This window comes from Coprococcus sp. RTP21281st1_F1_RTP21281_210402, assembly GCF_040915325.1.
GTDB lineage: Bacteria > Bacillota > Clostridia > Lachnospirales > Lachnospiraceae > Coprococcus > Coprococcus aceti.
Genome location: NZ_JBCPDQ010000002.1, coordinates 201367 through 221663 on the forward strand (window position 1 = coordinate 201367; position 20297 = coordinate 221663).

A 20297-nucleotide genomic window follows, 5' to 3' on the forward strand; every position below is an offset into this window, starting at 1 on the left:
TACAACTATTCGCGTACACATTATCCGTCAGAACCACCTAAATACCGCATAAACTCAAGGTTTCTTGCTTAGCAAGCAGACGGTCTTCACATGAAAAGACAGCACTCTATGAATTACCGATTTGTGTCTGGAAGTTACTCATCCGAACCCATCCACATCATCACTGGTTTCATGCTACTTCTTCGCATTCTCTTCCAATTCCAACATGTACTTATCAAAATCAGACATGAACAGCCTATCCTGAATAACACGATATTTTTCAAATTCAGTTTCAGCTTTTGCCTTGGCAATCTCAGCAGTGATTTTGCCTGCATCCTGAAGAACATCTCTGTCGTCGGCCATCAAGAATAAATCCAAACGCTTTGCCCAATCCTCCATCGTCATTGGAATATGACGTTCCGCCCGATCCTCTGCCAAATCCAGATAAGCAGATACAATACGCTCTAATGAACGCATTTCCTTCTCTGAAAGATAATTCTTCGCAACACTCACATCACTTTTTACAATCTTGCCTTCCGGCGCTGCTGCCCAAGTAGTTAATCCCATGTGTGGCTTATCTGCATCAGCCCGCTCATAAATCAACTCTGCTGCTGTATGTCCGTGAACTGCATAATGCATCTTGTTTTGAACCTTTGCAAAGAACTGCTTTGTTGTTTTTGCTGTTCGGTCATAATCAAGAGCTGTAGCATAGATGTCCGTTATTTTCTGATAAAATCTCCGCTCAGAGAGACGGATCTCACGAATCTGCTCAAGCAGGCGGTCAAAGTATTCTACTGTAAGCACAGAGCCACCATTTTTCAGACGTTCGTCATCCATGACCCAGCCTTTAATAGTGTAGTCTTTCACGATACCATTGGCCCACTTGCGGAACTGCACCGCTCGCTCATTATTAACCTTGAATCCGACCGCAATAATCATTTGAAGATTATAATGCTTTGTATCACGAGTCACCTGACGGGAACCTTCCGTTTGAACTATCCGGAAATTCCGGATAGTTGAATCTTCCTCAAGCTCTGAGTCGGAATAAATCTTCTTAATATGCTCATTGATTGTACGAACATCCACATCATACAATGTGGCCATCATCTTCTGTGTCAGCCATATATTCTCATCCTCATAGCGCATCTCAATACTGTCCTGCTGACCACCGATAGAGGCAACATAGGTTAAATATTCTGCTGCACTGGAACGGATGGTTATTTCATCCTTTTTCTTTTTCAAATAAGAGGTCTCCTTTTGCAAATACTTATTTATTTCTCCAATATTTCTGACAAATGGCGCACATCCCCATGTCATTTACTCTCAGTGGAGAAAAATACTTCTTTATGTTTCTTGAAAATACAGTGTTATATTCTCCATTGCCATCTCTCGAAATAATCTTTTCTGGCATATCAGGGTTATAGCCCATTGTGCCACAGCAAATGCATATATTCATCCATTTCGCCATCTTGGGGTATTGTTTCAGGTAGTTTAGGACTTCGGTTTTTCTGTCCACTTGGTCTCATTAGTAATCTTTCTTCTTATTCTCATCAACTATAATCCAACGTCCGCTTTCCTTCTATTGCTCCATGCCTCGTGGTTGTTGCAATTTTTGCAACAACCACTTTTTCATCTAATTTACCTGTTTCAAATATTTTTTCAAATGTCTGCTTATTCCGGACTTATCCACCCCAAATATCTCAGACATACCTTTCTGAGATACCCAAATGCTTTCATCCGCTATATATGCATCAACTGATACATCACCTTCATCTGAATGATATAACACCATTTCCATTTGTTTATCAAAATCAGTCATAAAATTCCTTTCTGAATCATATACTTTTGATGTGACATTTTTACATTACCCTGATTCACCATTGCGTACTGCATGGTAGTGTCAATTTGGGAGTGACCAAGTATTTTCTGCAAGTTCAAAGTATCAGGCGCACATTAACACGGTACTAGATGCACCTACCCCCTTGTGACTTCATCTTTAAAGACATCTTAATTATAGTACATGCGGAAACAATTCTAAGATAGTTCATCCATCATAATTATGTCAACAGTGTTGACACTTTTCATTATCCTTATAATGCTAAATAAGACTACATGCCTTTTTATATCCACTATAGGGTGTTGTCAATACATTCAAACGTAAACAAAAGATGTATTATTATATTTTACTTTATCCCACCATGTTAAACCAATTTACCAAACGTCATTCTCGGAGTATCTTTTCCACATAATTTATTAACACAAAAATTTACAATCCGACTTATCGAAAACAATTTTTAAAACGTTCAAGTATGTTTGTATAATAATCTCTTTCACCTATAAAATGCATATATGGAATTGATTGAATCCATACACTCTATGATTAATAATCTACATATTTAATTTACAGCATCAAAATATCCAATGATTCCTATATATCCGTCTTTCTTCATAGGAGACCACAATGTATGCAGTTTCAGACTATACATCTGGCTACCATTTTCCACCTTCGCTTTTATCTGCACAGAGTATTGATAGCCAAAAGTGTTAAATTTTGAATCATCTACAATGAGTATTTTTTGTTTCTTGTCCTTCTTATTTCTCTTTAGTGATTATTGATCAATAAATTGGGCTTCCTCCATCCCAAGTTTTATATTTCTTATGGTTTTCTTCAGCAACTTCATATCAACTGGTTTTGAAATATGAGCATTCATTCCAGCAGCGAGAGAGTGCTGCACATCCTCTGAAAATGCATTGGCAGTCATGGCAATAATCGGGATCGTCTTTGCCTGTTCATGTGAACTTCTACGGATTGCCTCCGTTGCCTCATAACCATTCATAACAGGCATTTGTACATCCATCAAGATCATATCATACTCACCGGGCACGGACTGTTCAAATGCTTCCAAAATCCTTTTGCCATTTTCACAAATAGTACACTCTGCACCTTCAAGCTTTAATAATTCCATTAGGATTTCTGCATTCAACTCATTATCCTCTGCACAAAGGATGCGCATTCCATCCAGAATATCACTATCCGTCTCATTCATTTCTATCTGTTCTGTCGAAGAAACTACTCTGCTCTCCACAATTTTTAGATTTAAGATTACTTCAAAACTACTTCCGCGATTTGGTTCGCTTTCAACCTCAATCGTTCCCCCCATCGATTCAACCAGATTTTTAGTGATTGCCATTCCCAAACCAGTTCCCTGTATTTTGTTTGTTACGGAACTTTCTGCACGAGTAAACGCGTCAAAGATAGTTTCTTTAAAATCAGCAGACATTCCCATACCATTGTCACTGACTATAAAATGATATTTTCCATATGTAGAAGAGTTTGTCTCACTTTCTTCTGCTATAAACTGGATTATTCCACCTTCCTGTGTGTACTTTATTGCATTAGACAACAGATTACTGAAAATCTGCATCAGATGAACCTTGTCGCCATTTACCCACTCATGTTTAAGGTTTTCTTTTGTGATTATAAAACTCTGATTTTTTTCGTTTGCCTGTGAATGAAATATTGTATTGAGTTCTTCTATAGAATCCAGAATAGAAAAATCAGAATATTTGAAAACTGTTTTTCCTGCTTCAATCTTGCTCATATCCAAAACATCATTAATAATTCCTAATAGATGCTGAGAAGAAATAGCTATTTTATCTGCATACTCTATAACTTTTTCTTTGTCGCCGGCATTATGTCTGATTAATGATATAATACCAATGATTGCGTTCATAGGTGTGCGAATATCATGCGACATATTGGACAAAAAATCTGTTTTTGCCTTATTTGCATTTTCAGCGGTTTGTAGAGCCTCAATAGCAATGTTCTTAGCCTTTTTCAGATTTTTATTAGCTTCTTCCATTTCGCTTATAGCCATTGCCTGAAGCTCATTGTTTCTTTTTTCAAATTTAACTTTTTGATTTGCAATACTGAATCTGGAAATACTGTAGAATAATCCAGCAAAAAGCAAGAGTATAAATCCTGTCATGAGCATTGTAGTAAGCCCAATCGTTTTCTGGTATTCTTTCAACACATTATCTACTGTCGCTTTTTTTACAATACAAATCAACATCGTATTGTTGCTTTCTATCGGACAATATCCCAAATAATAAGGCTCATCTTTCCCCAAAAGTTCTACTCCCTTTTTTCCCCCCGCAATCTTTTTATTCAGAGAATCAAACTCTTTTTCTGTTATAGCATGATCACTTTTCAAATGTTTCAGTAATGAATAATTTCGAAAAAAAATGTCATCCTTCTGGTTCGTATAAGTAATATTTCCATCATCATCCAACATGAAGAGATATGCACTTCCATCATATCCTCCAAGATTTAACATGGAGTCTAATTTCGAATGATCATACACTGTTCCAATCGCTGTATAAGTTTCCCCATTAATCATATATTCTTGACATGGAATTGCTACCAAATAACCGTCTTTTTTCACTTGTTCAAATTCCAAAGCGACCAATTTCCCAATATTAGATCCATTTCTCAAATCCAGCAAAAGCTTACTAGGCATATCAACTTTCAGTTTTGTTCCATCTGAGGTTATAGCTTTTCCATTTTCCTGTAGAAATAAAAGTGTACTCTCAGATTCTTTTTCCCATGCATTAAAAAAGATTCGGTTATTTTCTGTTTCAAGGGATATTTTCTTCTCTTTACACAGATAGCCCTCAACAAAATGTAACTGTCTATAGTATCCACTCACTTGCATATCATAGGTCTGTTGAATCTGTTCGACAACAGCTTCCATACTGATTTCTCCATTTACCTCAATATATGTATTCATCCTATTCAACAGAAACTTTACAAAAACAAAACTTGAAAGAATGAAAATTATGACAAACAATGGCATTATTATTTTTTTTCTCTTAATTATCTCTTGTTCTATTTGCACTTTATTTTTCAACCTCTATATAGTCTTCTGGTGCTGACGGTTGCTGCCCATTTGACATGGCCGCAATCCATGCACTAGATAATGTTGTATCCCCTATTTGCTCAACAGCACATTTTGGATTAATTTTTTTCAAAATAGATTTTGTCGTATCCGTAAGAAGAATGGAATACTCGTTTTCAAAATTCACTGTACTTTTTTCTTTTGAATCTTTACTATTCATTGCACTACGAAAAGCATTATAAGCCTGCATTTCATCCATTTTTCCTGATAATATTCCGTGAACAGCTTCAAGACTGGCATCGAATGATTTTTGAGCAGAATATCGGATATAAATAGAAGTATCTTTAATTTCTTCTTCCAAGCCTGATACATTCTGCATCATTGATGGAACATCTGTGTTAAGCGAAATCACACCACTTCCATCTGCAATCAGTTTTTGTCCCTGTTCCGAAATCATACAATCCAGCACATCTAATGCTGTATCCAGTTTTTCCTTGTTTTTTTCCAATTCTTTATTGAATGCAATATTTAAGGATGGGAACATATACACAAAAGAACTATCTGAAGTCTGTGAAAAATAAGGAATACGAATTAGTTCCGCATCCATCTGATCTTGTAATTTTTGCATATCTGTAGGCTGTCCATGAAACATTGCTGATTTTCCTTCAACAAACATCTGAGTTCCTGTATTAATATTAACATTAATATCCTCTTTACTAAAATGCGAATCTTTAAGAAACTGACTTGTTTCCGAAAAAATTCTTTTCCATAGTACGTCGTCAAATTTTATTTCACCAGCTGAAGTTTCGGCTTTGTTTCGCCAGTCAATACCATACAAACTTGTAAATTCACCAATCGCTGCCGCCTGAATTATTTCTTGATTTGACCAGTCTTCTGCAAGGTCCATCGAGTAAGGTTTTATACCCTTATCATAAAATTGCTGGCAAACCTGTACGTATTCTTCATAATTTTCCGGAACTTTGATTCCATACTGATCAAACAGTGTCTTGTTGGCAATAATCGTCTGCGGAATTGCACAGATTGGCAACCACTGAATTTCATCATCTGTATCCTTATAATATTCCACTGCATAGGAATAGTACTTAGAAACCACATCATAAGAAGCAAAATCCATTAGATATGGCTGTAAATCCTGCGCATCCGTTCCAGAGAATCGACGTACTGTCATGATGTCCGGCAACTCACCATGCTCTTTAAAATAGCTATATAAATCAGTGTCATTATTTCCAATAATAAATTCAATATCCTGATCTGGAAACTGCTCATGGATATAAGGAGCAATATTTTTCATTAAACGATTTTCCCACAGATACACGGTAAGGTGATCGTTTTTTTTAGATTGTCCATATCCAGCCCAAATACCAGTTACTAAAAGTACACCAGACACCAATGCGGCGAGATAACATTTTGTTTTTTGCATACGTCAAATTCCTTATTCTTTCGATTAAAACACATTTCAATATTTTCGTTTTACAAGCCCTTTAGCTTTGTGTCACAGATTTTCATCTGCTTTGTCTCAATTCTTTTTATTATAGCATTTTATTTTTTCACGTCCATATTTTTCACGTTAACTCCATATAATTACCGGAATCAGACAAAGCCGAAAAAAGAAAGAAGATAAGGAACCGTAATAATTCTATTCAAATTTTCTTCCTGATTCACTTCACTCTGCATGTACGGTCACCTCACTTTCCTTTTTTTTAGACATAAACCAATAAAATATAACACAAAATGCTAAAGCAAACACAACACCAAAAACATTTTGAATCACTCTAAGACTAACCGCTCCTTGTAGTCCATAAGTATCTGCAGCAATGGCTAAAGCACCAAATGTGTTAAATACTGCCTGCCAGCCATATTTTGCTGAAAATCCTACACCGATTCCACCAAGAATTCCTATATATGCATAGATTGACGAAGGGAGCAGAAAATATAATACTGTAAAACATATAACACCTGCAATATTTCCGACAATCCTTTTACGGACTCTGTAGTGCATATCTTCCATAAACGGCAAAATCACGGACATGGCCGCAATACCAGCCCACATTGCACGTGGCATATTACAAAGTTCTGCAATGCAAATGACAATCGGTACGCATAAAATCTGACATATCTGCCATTTTGTTCTGGAAGAAGTGATATCAAATTCTTGTATCAGATCTTTCAGATTTCTTTTATAAGTTCTGTTTTTATGATTTCGATAAAATACGAAGCAGGTAAGTGCTGCACCTAAAGCCATTCCGACTAATCGCATCTGATAGCTTTTTCCCGTAACATCATAACCATATAGCAGCAGATACCCAAGAACCAATGTAGATTGATTAAACATGAATGGATTATGGCATCCGAACAGAATCAACACAGCCAGTGCCGCAATATTTAACAGCATTCCCGATACCGGTGAAAACTGATTTGCTAAATGCGGACATACAGTCATAATTACAAAGAACAAAGCCAAAAGCATCGTAGATTGTCCGGTACGGATCCCCAGATCCGCATTTCTAAACACCATGAGACATAATAAGACTACTACACCTACAATGCTGTTCTCATTTCCAAATAGGATGCTGAAAATACTAACAAAGAAAAAACAAAATGCTATTGTAACAGCTATCTTCACCAGATATACCCACATATGATATAATTTTTCTTTTAGTGTTTCACTCTTTTTCAACAGGTTTTTAGAACCTGCCTGATTTAACTGCAACTCCTGATAAAATGTCATATAAATTCTCCCATCTTCTAATTTATCTTAAAACTATATAATCTCATCTTTCTGCTTTGGCAGCTCTATAACAAATCTGCATCCACCATATTCACGGTTTTCTGCTTTGATTGTTCCTCCGGCACTATCTACAATCCGTTTTACAAGTGCAAGACCTAGGCCATTTCCTTCTGCTTTATGAGATCCATCTACCTGATAGAACTTGTCAAATATTCTGGATTTTACATCATCCTCTATTCCTGGTCCTTCATCTTCCAGAATGAACTTAACAGAATCCTGTTCTTGTTTCAGAAACATCGTAATTGTCCCCTTTGAAGGGCTGAACTTAATCGCATTATCCAAAAGATTTATCCAGATATGCATAAAAAGTTCTTCATTCCCAGTATATTTAACTTCCTCCAATTCTACCTGAAAACCAATTTCTTTTTCTGTCCATTTTGTTTCCAATGAAAGAAATGCCTGGCGGATCTGTTCATCCAGACGATATTCTGTTTTTTTCATTGGTATATTCTGATTCTCTAACTTGGATAACAGCAAAATATTACCAACCAATCCGGAAAGTCTTTGGGTGTTAAATAAGATTTTTTCTACATATTCCTCTTGATCCGGAGACAGTTCTTCTCCCTGAAGCAGCATTGTATATCCTTCAATGGCATTAATCGGGGTCTTAAACTCATGAGAAACATTAGATACAAAATCCATCTGCAGCACCTCTGTTGCACGAAGTTCTTTTGTCATAACGTTAAAACTTTGATAAGATTCTCCAACTTCTGCTATACGGCTGTTCGTTTCCAAATGCTGTTCAAAATCTCCCTGAGAAACTTCCTTCATTGCTTTACTAAGTCTGGTAATTGGTTCCAGTAACTTTGCATTAATAAAGGAAGTGATCAGCCCTGCAATCAATGTATTGAAAATCAAAAGCCAGCCAAGCACAGGTATGCTGCCCGGCAGATTAAAAAAATGATTCAAAAAAGCAAATAATAAAGCAGATATGACTGTTGAAAATACAAGTGCCAGCCAGATTGCACCAGTCAGACAGGATCGGATCCGCAATCCTTTTTCTTTCTTTTGTTCCATTATTTTTTCACCACCTTGTATCCAATTCCACGCATTGTTACGATTTCAAAATCAGGGTTATCTTTAAAACGCTCTCTGATTCTTCCTATATGTACCTCTATCGTATGTGGGTCTGCCTCCGTCTCGTATCCCCATACTTCATCCATCAACTGTTGTTTTGTAAATGTTCTGCCTGGCGAAGCTGCAAGCTTATATAAAAGCAGGAATTCTTTTTTAGGCAAAACAAGACTTTCCTTATCAGTTGTAACCGTCATTGCATCATAATCAAACTCTGTTGAACCGATCACAATTTTGTGTTCATTCAGTATCTGTGCACGGCGAAGCAGTGCTCCGACTCTTAAAACCATTTCATTCACATTTACCGGTTTTACCATATAATCGTCACTTCCCGAAAGAAATCCCTGGCGCATATCATCAAAGGAACCTTTCGCAGTGATCATAAGTACCGGTATCTGATATCCTGCTGAACGGAGTTCCGACACCAGTTCATAACCATCCATAACCGGCATCATAATATCAGAAATGATCAGATCAATATACTCTTTATCCAATATTTCTAATGCCAGTGCTCCATCCGATGCACTTTTGACCTGATATCCATTCTTCTCAAGCACTTTTTGGAATAGCTGGCTTAATTCTTTATCATCTTCTACAATTAATATTTGAAACACGATCTTCTTCCTCCTTTATCAGAACAGATATCTTGCCCATCCAAGCAGATGCTGTACCAAAAGTACGTTTCTCTGACGCTTCTTTGTCAATTCAATTGGCTCTACATGATACGGATCACGATAGGTTCCATCTTCCAATACCTGTCGGGACACTCTTTCATATTCCATCATGCCCTCTTCCAACTGTTTATTAATATCTTTACTGCGTATTACAAGCATCAGTTCCGTATCCAGATATGCACTTCTCATGTCCATATTAAAGGAACCGATTACAGACAGATCATCGTCAATCAGAATACTTTTTCCGTGGTATGAATAACCGCCTTCATATTCCCAGATATTAATTCCTGTACTTAAGATTCTATTTCTGTTTTTCGCATAATCGGCAGACCCAAATGGATTCCTATTATTCGCAACTGAATTTGTCATAATAGAAAAATCTGAAACGTTCTCTGCAATCTCCTCCAATGTATTATACATCATATCATTACAGATAATATATGGCGTGTGGATCTTCACACGATTTTTTGCATTTTTCATCAATTCTCCCAACTGATACCACACTACTGGTTCTTTGGAACCTGTGTGAATAGGATTTGACACTAATGTAATCTTTTCTGTCTCAAAAGTTTCGTCCGTATAATCGGTCTCGCAGATTCTTTCCTTATTCTCCTCAAAATATTTCTGATAGCTGTTCTGCAGCTCTAAAACTGCGTTCTTTACAGATTTTCTATTTGCCAGTTTTTTATTGTTATGAAAATAACCACTGTCTTCCTGATTCCATATGGTTTCAAAATACTCTGACAACTGGTTAACTGAATTTTCTTTCTCAGGTTCATCGCAAACCACTAACACGTCTCTGTCATAGTTCTTATGTCCCGGAAAATCACCCAGGAAATAATTGTGTGTATTTCTTCCCCCAAGAATATATCTCTTTCCATCTGCAATCAAATATTTATCATGCATTCTACCCATCATTTTCCACGGTTTCAATGGATTGGCCTTATTATACAGTTTAATTTCAACATTCTCATGGGAAGATAGTCCATAGAAATACGGATTTCCTTCCATATCAATCCAGCTCTCCATTCCATCTACTAACAGACGAATATGTACACCTCTGTCTGCCGCATCATGCAGTGCTCCTAAAATCAATTTTCCACTTTCATCGGATTGAAATGCAAAAGTAGAAAAAATAATTTCCTTTTTTGCATTCTTGATCAAACGCACTCTTTGTAAAAGCGCTTCTGGATTCTTTTCTATGATTACTGCCCGTTCTGTATTTTCACTGCATTCGTTCCATGACCCATTTTTTGTTTCTTTTTTGGTTGTATTGGACACTTCCGGCTGCTTTTTATATGCAACGCAGATTCCGAGCAATTCATAAAAAGCCACACATAAAAAAATTGCCAGTATAACAAGAAGGATTTTACATATTTTATGCTTTATCATTGTACATCACCTGATTCCTTTTTATTTCATACTTATACAATACAAAGTCAATCTCAATTTAACCTCAACAAAATTTATTTTTCATGCAGTAATCAGATCTATGCTGACAGTCACAATCGCCTTTCCTGTCTGGAACGACTCCTGCGTCAATTCATCGACCATTGTTCTGTCCTCCCGATATTATTTTCTCTATGCTTCCTGTCCTGTGTGGGTGGTCTTACCCACGGAATACCATTTTTGCTATACATCAGGTATCCTCCTTCTTTTTTATTTGAACTTCTGGACAATTTGTCCAAAAGCTGCTTTCTTGTTCTTTGTCCATGAAAGGACAAAAAAGAGCATTCATGCTTTTACACATAAATGCTCTGACGCTGTTTTATTATAAAATTGTCTTAGCTGTTGTTCCCTACAAACTGGAATTTGACTTAATATCCATGGTCAACATGCTGCCACTTTCCGCCATCTGTTCTAACTAAAATCCACTTCCAATCACTGTATGTACTATTTGGATTCAAAGACCCGTCTCCACCAGATGAATCAACATCGAATGAAGATAATAAAACAATGACTTCATCTGCATTGTTTCTGTCTGCCCAATCTTTATGATCTTTCGTGCAGTCATCTCCGGCATAGTAAATTTCTGTGAGAGTGCATCCTTTCCAGTCACTCTTAAACTCCTTTTTTATTGTGTCAATAGCGGCTTTAATATCCTCTTCTGAATAGCTCTCAGATTCAACATTATGAGTTTTTACTTCACTGACATCTCCACCACAAGCACTCAAAACAAATAAAAGCATAATACATAGCATTGTACATACGATTTTCTTCATACAAGACCTCCTTAAATACCGATTTTCTTGATTCTACAAACTGAAATTTGCTTATTTTAACCAAATCGGACCGACAATAAATATTCCCCAAAAGAGAACTGTAATAATGACTAAGGCTTCAGATACAGACCAGTAAATGATTTTATATTTTTTTACCGTAAGAGGATATATAAAATATATCAGTACAACTAATAGCTGTAAAATGATAAATAGTATTGTTTCCTCAACCGTTGCAGATATGAAAAAGTCAGCAGCGCCCTTTGCTACACCCTTACCTATAAGCCAGATATTGACTGCCAAAAAAGAAACGATTGAAAGAATTAGCTTTACACCTAATCTATTCATGTTATTCCCCTCCAAATTCAAATTTGTATTATTGGTTATTATATTTGGCGGCTTGTTCTTTCCAGTATGCCATAATATTTTCAACCATTGTAATACACTCATTTTTAGCAGTAGTTTCATTATATTCTTGCATATTGCTGAAAATATGTCCGCATGGTTCTAAATCATCATCTTCAAAACCACCACAAACGCCAACAAGCCATTTACCAAGCAACGACGCTTTGAATTTGAAAATGTAATAATGCATTTCATTAAAATCAAATTCACCTGCACATTCAATTTTGAAAGGCTTTTTTCCTAATTCATGAGGGTCAGATAACCATTCAATCATTGCTGTTTGTGCTGCGTATAGCTGTTCCTTATTCATTTCCATATACCTCCAAAAATTCCGATTTCTCAGTTTTAAAAACTGGAAGTTATACAAATCTACATTCCGTTCGTAATATACATGACTATCTATAATCCTTTGGTATCTGAGCAAATTTTTTCAAAAAGCTTTCTCTGGTATTATCATTTACAAACAATTCTCGCAACTCTTTCTCATTTTCTTCTCCTAAGGACACATATTGTTGCAAAAATATTTTGGTTAAATATAGATAATTTCCCTGTATCAATCGATAGTAAGAGCTTTCTAATAGGGTGTTTATCATTTTTATGCTTTGCTCATAGGTTTTGGTCTCTTCATAAAAGGATCTAATAAGAGGCAGAGTATAATAAAAAGCAGCTTCATACGCTTTTACCCTTTGCCTCATAGAATTTTCAAAATCTGCACTGTCTATATAACAGCGATTAAACGTCATATCTGCTTTTTGACATTTTCCTTCAACTATCTTATTATGGTTTTCCCAAATGTTTTCAAAAAAATGCGTAAATATACTCTTATCCGTTCTAACATAAACTGCTTTTTTCGCTGACATTTTGGGAATAAAATCATAGTTCCATCCCCACTTAAAGCTTCCACCTAAATCAGTTTGCTGGAATAGACTTAATACCCTGCGACGATGATTGCAATAATCATCAGCCCAGATACGATTACCAAGATATCGCATGCCTAGTTCTTTAGCAATCAATGGTGAAAAAACTTCATCTAATAACATATTCCACCCTTCCACCATCAAATCTCTCTCCGTATGTTCTGCTTCATACTCCGGCAACCAAGTACTGATTAAATATTTTTTGTATTTTTCAAACTCCATACTATGTGAATTCTCCATAAATCCTTGTTACTTACCCGTAATTTGTGACTAATTCATTAAATTCCGATTTTCTTGATTCTACAAACTGGAATTTGTTATTTATATCCTCTTAATAAATCTCTTTTGTTCTTTGTCATCTCTATATCCATTAGTCCTATAGAACTTATGCGCTTCAACTCGAGTGGTTCCAGAATTCAAACGAACAAAGTGAATATTTTTTTCTTCGCTCCATTGTTCAACAGCTTTCAATAACAGACTACCAATCCCTTTATGACGATATTCCTCAGCCACTGCCAAGCCCAGAATATTTACCATTGTATCATAATACAATACATCATACTTTTCTGCATGAACAAAGCCAACTACCATATTATTTATTTCCGCAATGAATACAATTTCTCTTGAATCATCCAATTTCTTCATTTTTGACTGCACTAATTCTATTCCGCAGGTATAGCCTAAATCCTCGCCACAAATCTTGCATATTGCAGCACTATCACTTGCCTTAGCTTTTCTAACCACAAACACTTATATCCTCCTATAAATTCCGATTTGTAAAACTGTTGCATTGATTATATCAAAGAATCATGCTTGCAACAATCTCCTTAAAACGAGAGGCAGGTGTGCCTCCTGCCCCTCAAAAGGAAAGGAAGGCGAAAAATATATAGTCAACTGCTGTTTCCAGCAGCTATGAATCGTTACTTACCATAGAAGTCATGGTTTACTTCTGCTTTATAGTAATTACTACATGTTACAGGAGCATTATACAGTGTCGTGAGCATATAGCTTCGTATGTTGCGTACCTTTGTAGTATTGTTGCGAAGGCATTCCAGCACATACTCCATCGTATGAAAATCTATCTTCCCCAATATGCTCCGAACAACATCATATGGGAAATCATATTTATTGATACGGATTAATGTCTGTTTAACCGCTATGGTCTCAACCATCAGCTCCACCAATTCGTTTATGTCCATCTTCTCTGTAGGATGGTCTGCTTTTTCATTTCTGCAATCTGGTTTGTGATTTTCTCGCTCATTCTATGTACCTCCTGAAAAGTATTCGCTTTCGTTGTGTACATATATCACTCTAAAGCACATAAATTGGAATACCACTACTGGAAAGATACACACCTTTTATTGTGTATCTTTCCAGTGGTTTTCTACTCTTCTCCATCCGTGCAGACAGCCTTTCCCATCGCAAGTTCCGCCACAATCTTGGCATATCGTTCCTGCTCACTTCCTTCGGAACCCGCCATTGCTTTCATATAAAATTCCAAAGCCTCCTCCCGGCTGTCCCATACTTCCTCATCGTTATAGCAGATGACTTTCACGGTATTCAGTTTTCTGCAGGAGTCCTCTCCATAGACAACCCCAAGGCAGCATCCGTTGTCCCAATGCACATGGATTGTACCTGTGTCATCCACCTCTGTAACAGTTCCCTTCGTGCCACTTGGAATATCTCAGTATGGGTCGTTCATGGAAATAAGTTCCACTCTTGAACCCGCCGGGTACTGTTCCTTTACCTTATTTACAACATCTCTTGGTGGGAAAAACATTACTGCTCGCCCCCTTTCTTCGCTCCTGCCTTGAATGCAGCCGAGCCATCCAGTTTTGAAAGAAGGATTTTTCTGTCTGCCTTGAATTCATCACCGATGAACCCAAGCCTTAAAAGGAAACATCTGAATGCGTATTTCTCATTCTTATTTTCCTTTGGCTTTGCGGTCACTCTCTTCTGCTTTTTACTCATCTCGCAAATGGCTGATATGAATTTAGTGTAGGCAAGTGCCTCTTCCGGCTTTACCGCTTCAAACCAAGGGAAGTTTACAACCTCGTCTTTTTCTTCAATGTGAACATTCTCGATTCCCAAGGCTTTCTTTATCAGTTCGCCTTTTGCTTCAAGCAGGCTTATTAAGTTTCCCATGTCCACTTTTTCAAGTGGTATGGAAACCGTAAGTCCAAGGCTCTCGCCCGTTTCTGCCCCTTTATTCGGCTCACTGTCGGGTTCTTCTGCCCCCTTTTCATTGTTGTTCCATTCTGCCGGGCTGACCCCTGTTGCCAAAACACAGGCATCAACAATCGGTGCAATCTCATCAAGGTCATCAAAATCTCCGAATTCCAATTCGCCATTCTTTCCTACCGTAAAGTTCCCAATTTCGTAGGCGCAAGAAGGAACTCCGAGGTATTTTGCCTTACCCCCGATTTCCTTCTCGATTGCCTGAACCATAGCTTTTCGTTTGTCCTTTGTTACATAAAAATGTAGTACCATGTTTTGTACCTCCTTATGATTTTTTTGGTATGTACATATATCACTCTGAAGGCACATAATAGCAAGCTATTTATTTCACATACCTCTTTAAAACATTGTCAAAACACACTTTATTGTAAATATGTAATAATTGTAATATAATAACTGTAAAAAATAAGATCAGGAGGTAATGCATATGCCATCACTTAATAAATTTGAAAAATCAATCGAAAAGATTAGTGAAATATTTAATGAAAAAATTGCCAACAACCCTTACTCAAAAGAATTAAGAATAATATTTAATGTAGGTTTACAGAGTGAGGATTTAGCTTTGTTTCCCAATATTCGTTCTGCATCATCTTGTTCTGATTACATAGAAAAATGGATTAAATGCTATGTAGATGCTACCCAAAACCCACCTAGCAAAAGAAAGGCATCTCCTAAAGGAAGTTGCAATGATCCTGCTTTAGAAAATATCGTATACTATGCTACTGGAGAAGAAAAAAAACAAATAAAACGTATGCTAGTATATCACAATCTTTTTATGAGTGCAGAAAATATTCAGGGTAACTTATTAGAAGAATACATTAACAATAATATACAGAAGTATGGTTGGGTATGGTGTAACGGAACCGTTCTTCAAGCAATTGATTTTTGCTCAATTGATGGAAGCGTACTTTTACAGATTAAAAATAAAAACAACACCGAAAACAGTTCATCTAGCAAAGTACGTAAGGGAACTACTATAGAAAAGTGGTATCGTCTTGGTTCTCGGAAAAGCAATGGCAAAATATTACCAGCATACAAATGGGATATACTTAATGATATAATTAATTCACATGTTATTACAGATATTAAACCAAATTGTAAAATGACTGAAGACGATTATCAAAATTTTCTAAAACAAATTATCAAGGCTAATTCTGATATCATTTCTGAAGAATAAAACATTTTGTGGCAACCAATCACTATGACGGTTGCCACAACATTGTATTAAATACTATTTTTTTCTACTTTTTTCCATTTCTTTTTTCATGAATTGCATCCATGAAATCTCATCGGTGTTCTTATATCTTGAATACGAGAAACCTGTATTTTCGTACTTTATTCCGTTCATATCATCAATAATAGTTTTTGCAATTGCCTCACCTAATTTTACTGGAACAGCATTACCAATTTGCTTATACTGATCCAAAATACCACCACAAACTTTCCAACTTTCTGGGAACTCTTGAATACTCTTGTATTCTTCAACACTTAATGGTCTGTCCTCTGTTGGATGAGCCAAGTCAGTAGCTGGCATTGTTGGATTAGTAACCAATGTTGGTGATGGTCTGCTATATGATAATCTTCTTAAAAATCCTGTCTTTCCACCACCCAAATAAAATGATTTTCCCAAAGCTTCCTTCTGTAAGTCTAACGGAAGATCTTTCCAATATTGTCCTTCTTTTAATATTCGATAGTATTTTAATCTTTTCTCTGGAAACTCAATAAAATGATGTTCTACATTCATTGGAAGATTATCATCAAACGCATCTCTCAATGTACGCCATGCTTTCAATCCATCAGTTCCTTCTTCATTATGTGTAGGTTGAAGGTAACTGACTTTACCTCCACCTAGTTTTCCAATAATAACTACACGCTCTCTAATTTGTGGAGCCCCAAAATACGCAGCATTATATAAATTAAATGAAACCGTGTAGCCAATTTCTTTCAATTTATCAAGAATAATCATCATTGCGCCCCCTTTAATAGGTTCTTCAATGTCTTTATACTTAAAAGGAGTTGACAATAGGCCTCTAACATTTTCAATAACAACATATGTTGGTTTTATTTCCGAAATAATACTTAAATACTTTAGAAAAACATTTCCTCGTTCATCATCAAATGCCTTTCGATTCCCAGCTGTACTAAATGCCTGACATGGTGGTCCACCAAAAATCACATCAACCTTTCTTCCTTCTGGTATCTTAGCCATTTTCAGAATCTCTTCTGCTGTAAAATCTGTAATATCTCCTATCAGTCCAATTTCAGGTTTATTTTTGGCAATAGTCATTCTGCAAGCCTTATTAAACTCACAAGCTAACAAAGCATCTATCCCACCATTTTTCATTCCAATATCTAATCCCATCGCTCCTGAGAAAAAACTCAATGCGACTATTTCCGGAATATCGTCACTCAACCGCTCATGATCATCCGGTTCAATTACCACGTCATTTTTTTCTATGTATTCATTTAAGTCTTCGATGGATGTCAACCATTGGTTTCCAACTCTTTCAGCATTAAGCATACCATTTTTTATAAGTAGTCTCACAGATTGAACAGTCACTTTTAATTTTTTTGCAACCTCACCTGCAGTAAGCAAATTATTAGTATCAATCATTGGTTTGTGCTATTTTCCTTTTCGAAAATTTTTATAGACCCATTATACTATTTTTCATATCTGTTTTCAAGTTACATATTTGTTTACTTTAGTGAGTGCATATCATATCACTTGTAATATTTTCAAAAGAATGTTTAATCAACTCACCTTCTGGTTTCAAATTATTTTCAAGATATTCAAGTAACAGGGAATCTTCAATATAATAATACATCTGTGGAACAACAAACCCTGGAAGATCATTTCTAAGTTGTTCCAGCGGAATCATATTTGTATTTTGAAAATTTGTAATTTCCATCGCCACCGTATGCATTTTCAAATAATTATCTATCCGTTCAACAGCCGCTTTATCATACGAAAATTTTTCCTTCCAAGACTCTATCATGACCTTGTTACTTAATGTCATAATACCGACAATTGCCTTAACAGGTGCACTCACATATAAATAAGCTTTAACCGTTTCATTAGGAAAAACACGTCTATGTTCATATATTTTTTCTCCTGACAATACCCTCTTATAGACATCTGCCTTGAAACTTAATAACATTGTTCTCATCGCATCTTTTCTCTTTCTTCGATTTCACTTCAAAACCATTATGATATCTATTCCGTAGCTACAACCCTACGATTTATCCATAATGTATCTTCAAGCCTACACTCCAATGGAAACATTTACTGTACAGATATGTTCCCGAGTTAAGCATTCTATATAAGACATAAACGAATAACCCAAGTATCAAAAGTACTTGAAAGCCTTATTTTAAGCCATTCTTCCATAGTTTCTATTTCACCCTTGACATCAATACTACACTCTCAACGGTATTACCTTTTTCCCACAAGACACCCTATTGTAACCTAATCTTTCTGTGAGATTGTTCCCAATCTCGGGAGATTATTTAAACTCACTGTCTCCAAAGTCTGCAACTGCTGTACTGTTAATTGACGCAGTAATTCCATTCGTTCTTTCTGGCTTTTCCCCCTGATTAATCAAAATAGCATTATAACTTTCCAAATTCGCAAGTACTAGTAGTTGATTCAGTGTTGCTACATCCCTCATGTTTCCTTTCACAGACGGATGTTCATCTTTCCATTGTTTTGTTGTCTTTCCCATAATCCCAGAAATTCTATAACATCTCGATTTCTCATCCAATTTTGTATTACTGCGGCCGGATCTTCGCTTTTATATCTGGCTATATCAGTCAATGAAATGAATTCATTTTCAAAGTCTTGCGTATAAATGCAAATATCTATTCCATTTGCATGAGGCGTATCTTTAATAACTTTTCCCATTGCACCGCACATCCTTCTCAAACAATCTATCCAAAATTTATTATAGTTACATTAACGACTATTTCTTCAAAGTATCTATAACAATCTCGCCTTTACTGAGTATCCTATCAACAGATGAAGACATAGTGTCTGTCATTTGTAAATATTCTTCAAGTTCAGATATAAGTGAAGAAATTGCTTTGTTTAATCTTCGCTCCATTCCCAAACATCCACGTAATACACCGATAAAACCTTCAATATTCTCATTGGAGCCATAAATTGCATTTTGCATATTCCCCAATGCAGTCATAGACTCACATAGATCTTCAATATTGTTCACATTCTGAGCATATTGATTGTCTAATAATGAAAGATAGCTATTTTCAACTATATCCCAATATTTGGACACTTCATTTACATGACTTTTTAATTTTCCTGCAAATATATCTATGGGACTAGAAAGTTTTCGACAAATATTTCTTACAAAACTTGCATCCACATTACCGCTTTGAGATTTTACACGATTAATCTCATTTGTAGCAGCATTAATAGATATATCCATTTCATCCATTTCATTCCCCATGGATGTAATTTCATTTGTCATTTTTGTTGAGTTTTCTACAATATCTGCAATATAATCAATGAAACCTTTTTCACCTTCATCATCAATTGTACCTTGAATACCACCGTTGCCTTCATCAGCCATATCTTTCGGGTTATTAATAGGAGAAATACTATTCTCACATTTGTAGAAATCAGGTATATAATCTGAAACAGGATTTCCATATTTCACACTATTGTCAATTGCACCAAATAACAATTTTTTCAGTTCTTCTATTAGTTTGGGCAATTTATTAAATTGCAAACTGTATTCGTTTGCACGATATGATTTTATATCAAATGGTAATTCTCCAAGATCTTGTGTAATAATAATTACCTTTTTATTCATAGCATGAGCTAGTCCTAATTCATAAAACACATTGGCATTGAGTCCTGTCAAATCAGCAATAATGACATCAGCTTGATGAATCCCTTCCACTATATCCTGTAATATATTCTGTTGGTTATCCAAATCTCCTGCATTTGTAAAATCAAAATCTTCTTTAAAAATTCTTTTCAATTCATCATACAATGCCAGAAAGTCTTCATTAAATGGTGTAATAACAAACACTTTTGGTTTACTTCCCATTCGTTTTTCTCCTTT

Annotated in this window: 18 protein-coding genes and 4 pseudogenes; 1 reads left to right on the top strand and 21 read right to left on the bottom strand. The window is 35.9% G+C overall.

Annotated features, from left to right (window positions below; genetic code table 11):
- Positions 1-174: 174 nt before the first annotated feature.
- The 17 genes and pseudogenes from AB5150_RS02905 to AB5150_RS02985 all read right to left on the bottom strand — a co-directional run bounded on the left by AB5150_RS02905 (position 175) and on the right by AB5150_RS02985 (position 15465).
- Complete coding sequence (locus AB5150_RS02905) at positions 175-1221, bottom strand: virulence RhuM family protein (protein WP_055224462.1); 1047 nt, start codon at positions 1219-1221, stop codon at positions 175-177.
- Positions 1222-1612: 391 nt separating this feature from the next.
- On the bottom strand, positions 1613-1798 hold the full coding sequence (locus AB5150_RS02910; RefSeq protein WP_199414464.1) for a hypothetical protein: 186 nt from the start codon (positions 1796-1798) through the stop codon (positions 1613-1615).
- A 790-nt stretch (positions 1799-2588) separates the two neighbouring features.
- Positions 2589-4733: an ATP-binding protein gene (locus AB5150_RS02915; protein ID WP_368291168.1), complete on the bottom strand. Its 2145-nt coding sequence runs from the start codon at positions 4731-4733 to the stop codon at positions 2589-2591.
- 145 nt (positions 4734-4878) lie between these two features.
- On the bottom strand, positions 4879-6318 hold the full coding sequence (locus tag AB5150_RS02920; protein WP_368291169.1) for an ABC transporter substrate-binding protein: 1440 nt from the start codon (positions 6316-6318) through the stop codon (positions 4879-4881).
- A gap of 150 nt (positions 6319-6468) precedes the next feature.
- A pseudogene (locus AB5150_RS02925) lies at positions 6469-6572 on the bottom strand (CDP-alcohol phosphatidyltransferase family protein); the annotation flags it as partial.
- Positions 6562-7626, bottom strand: a complete 1065-nt coding sequence (locus tag AB5150_RS02930) for an FUSC family protein (RefSeq protein WP_368291170.1) — start codon at positions 7624-7626, stop codon at positions 6562-6564. The gene AB5150_RS02930 and the pseudogene AB5150_RS02925, both read right to left, overlap by 11 nt.
- Positions 7627-7659: 33 nt before the next feature.
- Entirely contained in the window at positions 7660-8703 is a 1044-nt protein-coding gene (locus AB5150_RS02935) for a HAMP domain-containing sensor histidine kinase (RefSeq protein ID WP_055145211.1), read from the bottom strand.
- Positions 8703-9374, bottom strand: a complete 672-nt coding sequence (locus AB5150_RS02940; RefSeq protein ID WP_004851516.1) for a response regulator transcription factor — start codon at positions 9372-9374, stop codon at positions 8703-8705. The genes AB5150_RS02935 and AB5150_RS02940 overlap by 1 nt, the downstream gene beginning before the upstream one ends.
- 18 nt (positions 9375-9392) lie before the next feature.
- Entirely contained in the window at positions 9393-10826 is a 1434-nt protein-coding gene (locus AB5150_RS02945; RefSeq protein ID WP_117875514.1) for a phospholipase D family protein, read from the bottom strand.
- A gap of 425 nt (positions 10827-11251) precedes the next feature.
- Complete coding sequence (locus AB5150_RS02950; RefSeq protein WP_004853444.1) at positions 11252-11656, bottom strand: lipoprotein; 405 nt, start codon at positions 11654-11656, stop codon at positions 11252-11254.
- Between the two features lie 51 nt (positions 11657-11707).
- The gene (locus AB5150_RS02955) at positions 11708-12001 is read right to left on the bottom strand and encodes a hypothetical protein (protein ID WP_055272230.1); all 294 of its coding nucleotides are present in this window, start codon (positions 11999-12001) and stop codon (positions 11708-11710) included.
- A 28-nt stretch (positions 12002-12029) separates the two neighbouring features.
- Complete coding sequence (locus AB5150_RS02960) at positions 12030-12368, bottom strand: hypothetical protein (RefSeq protein WP_055272228.1); 339 nt, start codon at positions 12366-12368, stop codon at positions 12030-12032.
- Positions 12369-12453: 85 nt separating this feature from the next.
- Positions 12454-13197 (bottom strand): hypothetical protein, encoded by a 744-nt coding sequence (locus AB5150_RS02965; protein ID WP_044998366.1) that lies wholly within the window; start codon positions 13195-13197, stop codon positions 12454-12456.
- Positions 13198-13296: 99 nt separating this feature from the next.
- Complete coding sequence (locus tag AB5150_RS02970; protein ID WP_055272531.1) at positions 13297-13719, bottom strand: GNAT family N-acetyltransferase; 423 nt, start codon at positions 13717-13719, stop codon at positions 13297-13299.
- A 176-nt stretch (positions 13720-13895) separates the two neighbouring features.
- Positions 13896-14186: pseudogene (locus AB5150_RS02975) on the bottom strand (DUF6017 domain-containing protein); the annotation flags it as partial.
- 350 nt (positions 14187-14536) lie between these two features.
- Positions 14537-14755, bottom strand: a pseudogene (locus tag AB5150_RS02980) (DUF4314 domain-containing protein); the annotation flags it as partial.
- Complete coding sequence (locus AB5150_RS02985) at positions 14755-15465, bottom strand: hypothetical protein (RefSeq protein ID WP_055272226.1); 711 nt, start codon at positions 15463-15465, stop codon at positions 14755-14757. The pseudogene AB5150_RS02980 and the gene AB5150_RS02985, both read right to left, overlap by 1 nt.
- A 175-nt stretch (positions 15466-15640) precedes the next feature.
- On the opposite strand from AB5150_RS02985, the gene AB5150_RS02990 reads away from it, so the two are divergent.
- On the top strand, positions 15641-16390 hold the full coding sequence (locus AB5150_RS02990) for a SinI family restriction endonuclease (RefSeq protein ID WP_055272225.1): 750 nt from the start codon (positions 15641-15643) through the stop codon (positions 16388-16390).
- Positions 16391-16444: 54 nt separating this feature from the next.
- Here AB5150_RS02990 and AB5150_RS02995 read toward each other — a convergent pair whose 3' ends face one another.
- The 4 genes and pseudogenes from AB5150_RS02995 to AB5150_RS03010 form a co-directional block, all read right to left on the bottom strand.
- On the bottom strand, positions 16445-17827 hold the full coding sequence (locus AB5150_RS02995; protein WP_055272223.1) for a DNA cytosine methyltransferase: 1383 nt from the start codon (positions 17825-17827) through the stop codon (positions 16445-16447).
- A gap of 88 nt (positions 17828-17915) precedes the next feature.
- Positions 17916-18380, bottom strand: coding sequence for a hypothetical protein (locus AB5150_RS03000; RefSeq protein WP_055272221.1), 465 nt, complete (start codon positions 18378-18380; stop codon positions 17916-17918).
- A 299-nt stretch (positions 18381-18679) separates the two neighbouring features.
- Positions 18680-19114 (bottom strand): annotated as a pseudogene (locus AB5150_RS03005) (hypothetical protein).
- 58 nt (positions 19115-19172) lie between these two features.
- Positions 19173-20282, bottom strand: a complete 1110-nt coding sequence (locus AB5150_RS03010) for a nucleoside 2-deoxyribosyltransferase (RefSeq protein WP_055280230.1) — start codon at positions 20280-20282, stop codon at positions 19173-19175.
- Positions 20283-20297: the final 15 nt, after the last annotated feature.

Bases quoted from the DNA above. Each gene is read 5' to 3' on its own strand.
- AB5150_RS02930 (WP_368291170.1), bottom strand. From the start codon at position 7,626: ATGACATTTTATCAGGAGTTGCAGTTAAATCAGGCAGGTTCTAAAAAC.
- AB5150_RS02915 (WP_368291168.1), bottom strand. From the start codon at position 4,733: ATGGAAGCTGTTGTCGAACAGATTCAACAGACCTATGATATGCAAGTG.
- AB5150_RS03010 (WP_055280230.1), bottom strand. From the start codon at position 20,282: ATGGGAAGTAAACCAAAAGTGTTTGTTATTACACCATTTAATGAAGAC.
- AB5150_RS03000 (WP_055272221.1), bottom strand. From the start codon at position 18,380: ATGAGAACAATGTTATTAAGTTTCAAGGCAGATGTCTATAAGAGGGTA.
- AB5150_RS02935 (WP_055145211.1), bottom strand. From the start codon at position 8,703: ATGGAACAAAAGAAAGAAAAAGGATTGCGGATCCGATCCTGTCTGACT.
- AB5150_RS02950 (WP_004853444.1), bottom strand. From the start codon at position 11,656: ATGAAGAAAATCGTATGTACAATGCTATGTATTATGCTTTTATTTGTT.
- AB5150_RS02995 (WP_055272223.1), bottom strand. From the start codon at position 17,827: ATGATTGATACTAATAATTTGCTTACTGCAGGTGAGGTTGCAAAAAAA.
- AB5150_RS02965 (WP_044998366.1), bottom strand. From the start codon at position 13,197: ATGGAGTTTGAAAAATACAAAAAATATTTAATCAGTACTTGGTTGCCG.
- AB5150_RS02910 (WP_199414464.1), bottom strand. From the start codon at position 1,798: ATGACTGATTTTGATAAACAAATGGAAATGGTGTTATATCATTCAGAT.
- AB5150_RS02960 (WP_055272228.1), bottom strand. From the start codon at position 12,368: ATGAATAAGGAACAGCTATACGCAGCACAAACAGCAATGATTGAATGG.
- AB5150_RS02985 (WP_055272226.1), bottom strand. From the start codon at position 15,465: ATGGTACTACATTTTTATGTAACAAAGGACAAACGAAAAGCTATGGTT.
- AB5150_RS02945 (WP_117875514.1), bottom strand. From the start codon at position 10,826: ATGATAAAGCATAAAATATGTAAAATCCTTCTTGTTATACTGGCAATT.
- AB5150_RS02955 (WP_055272230.1), bottom strand. From the start codon at position 12,001: ATGAATAGATTAGGTGTAAAGCTAATTCTTTCAATCGTTTCTTTTTTG.
- AB5150_RS02990 (WP_055272225.1), top strand. From the start codon at position 15,641: ATGCCATCACTTAATAAATTTGAAAAATCAATCGAAAAGATTAGTGAA.
- AB5150_RS02920 (WP_368291169.1), bottom strand. From the start codon at position 6,318: ATGCAAAAAACAAAATGTTATCTCGCCGCATTGGTGTCTGGTGTACTT.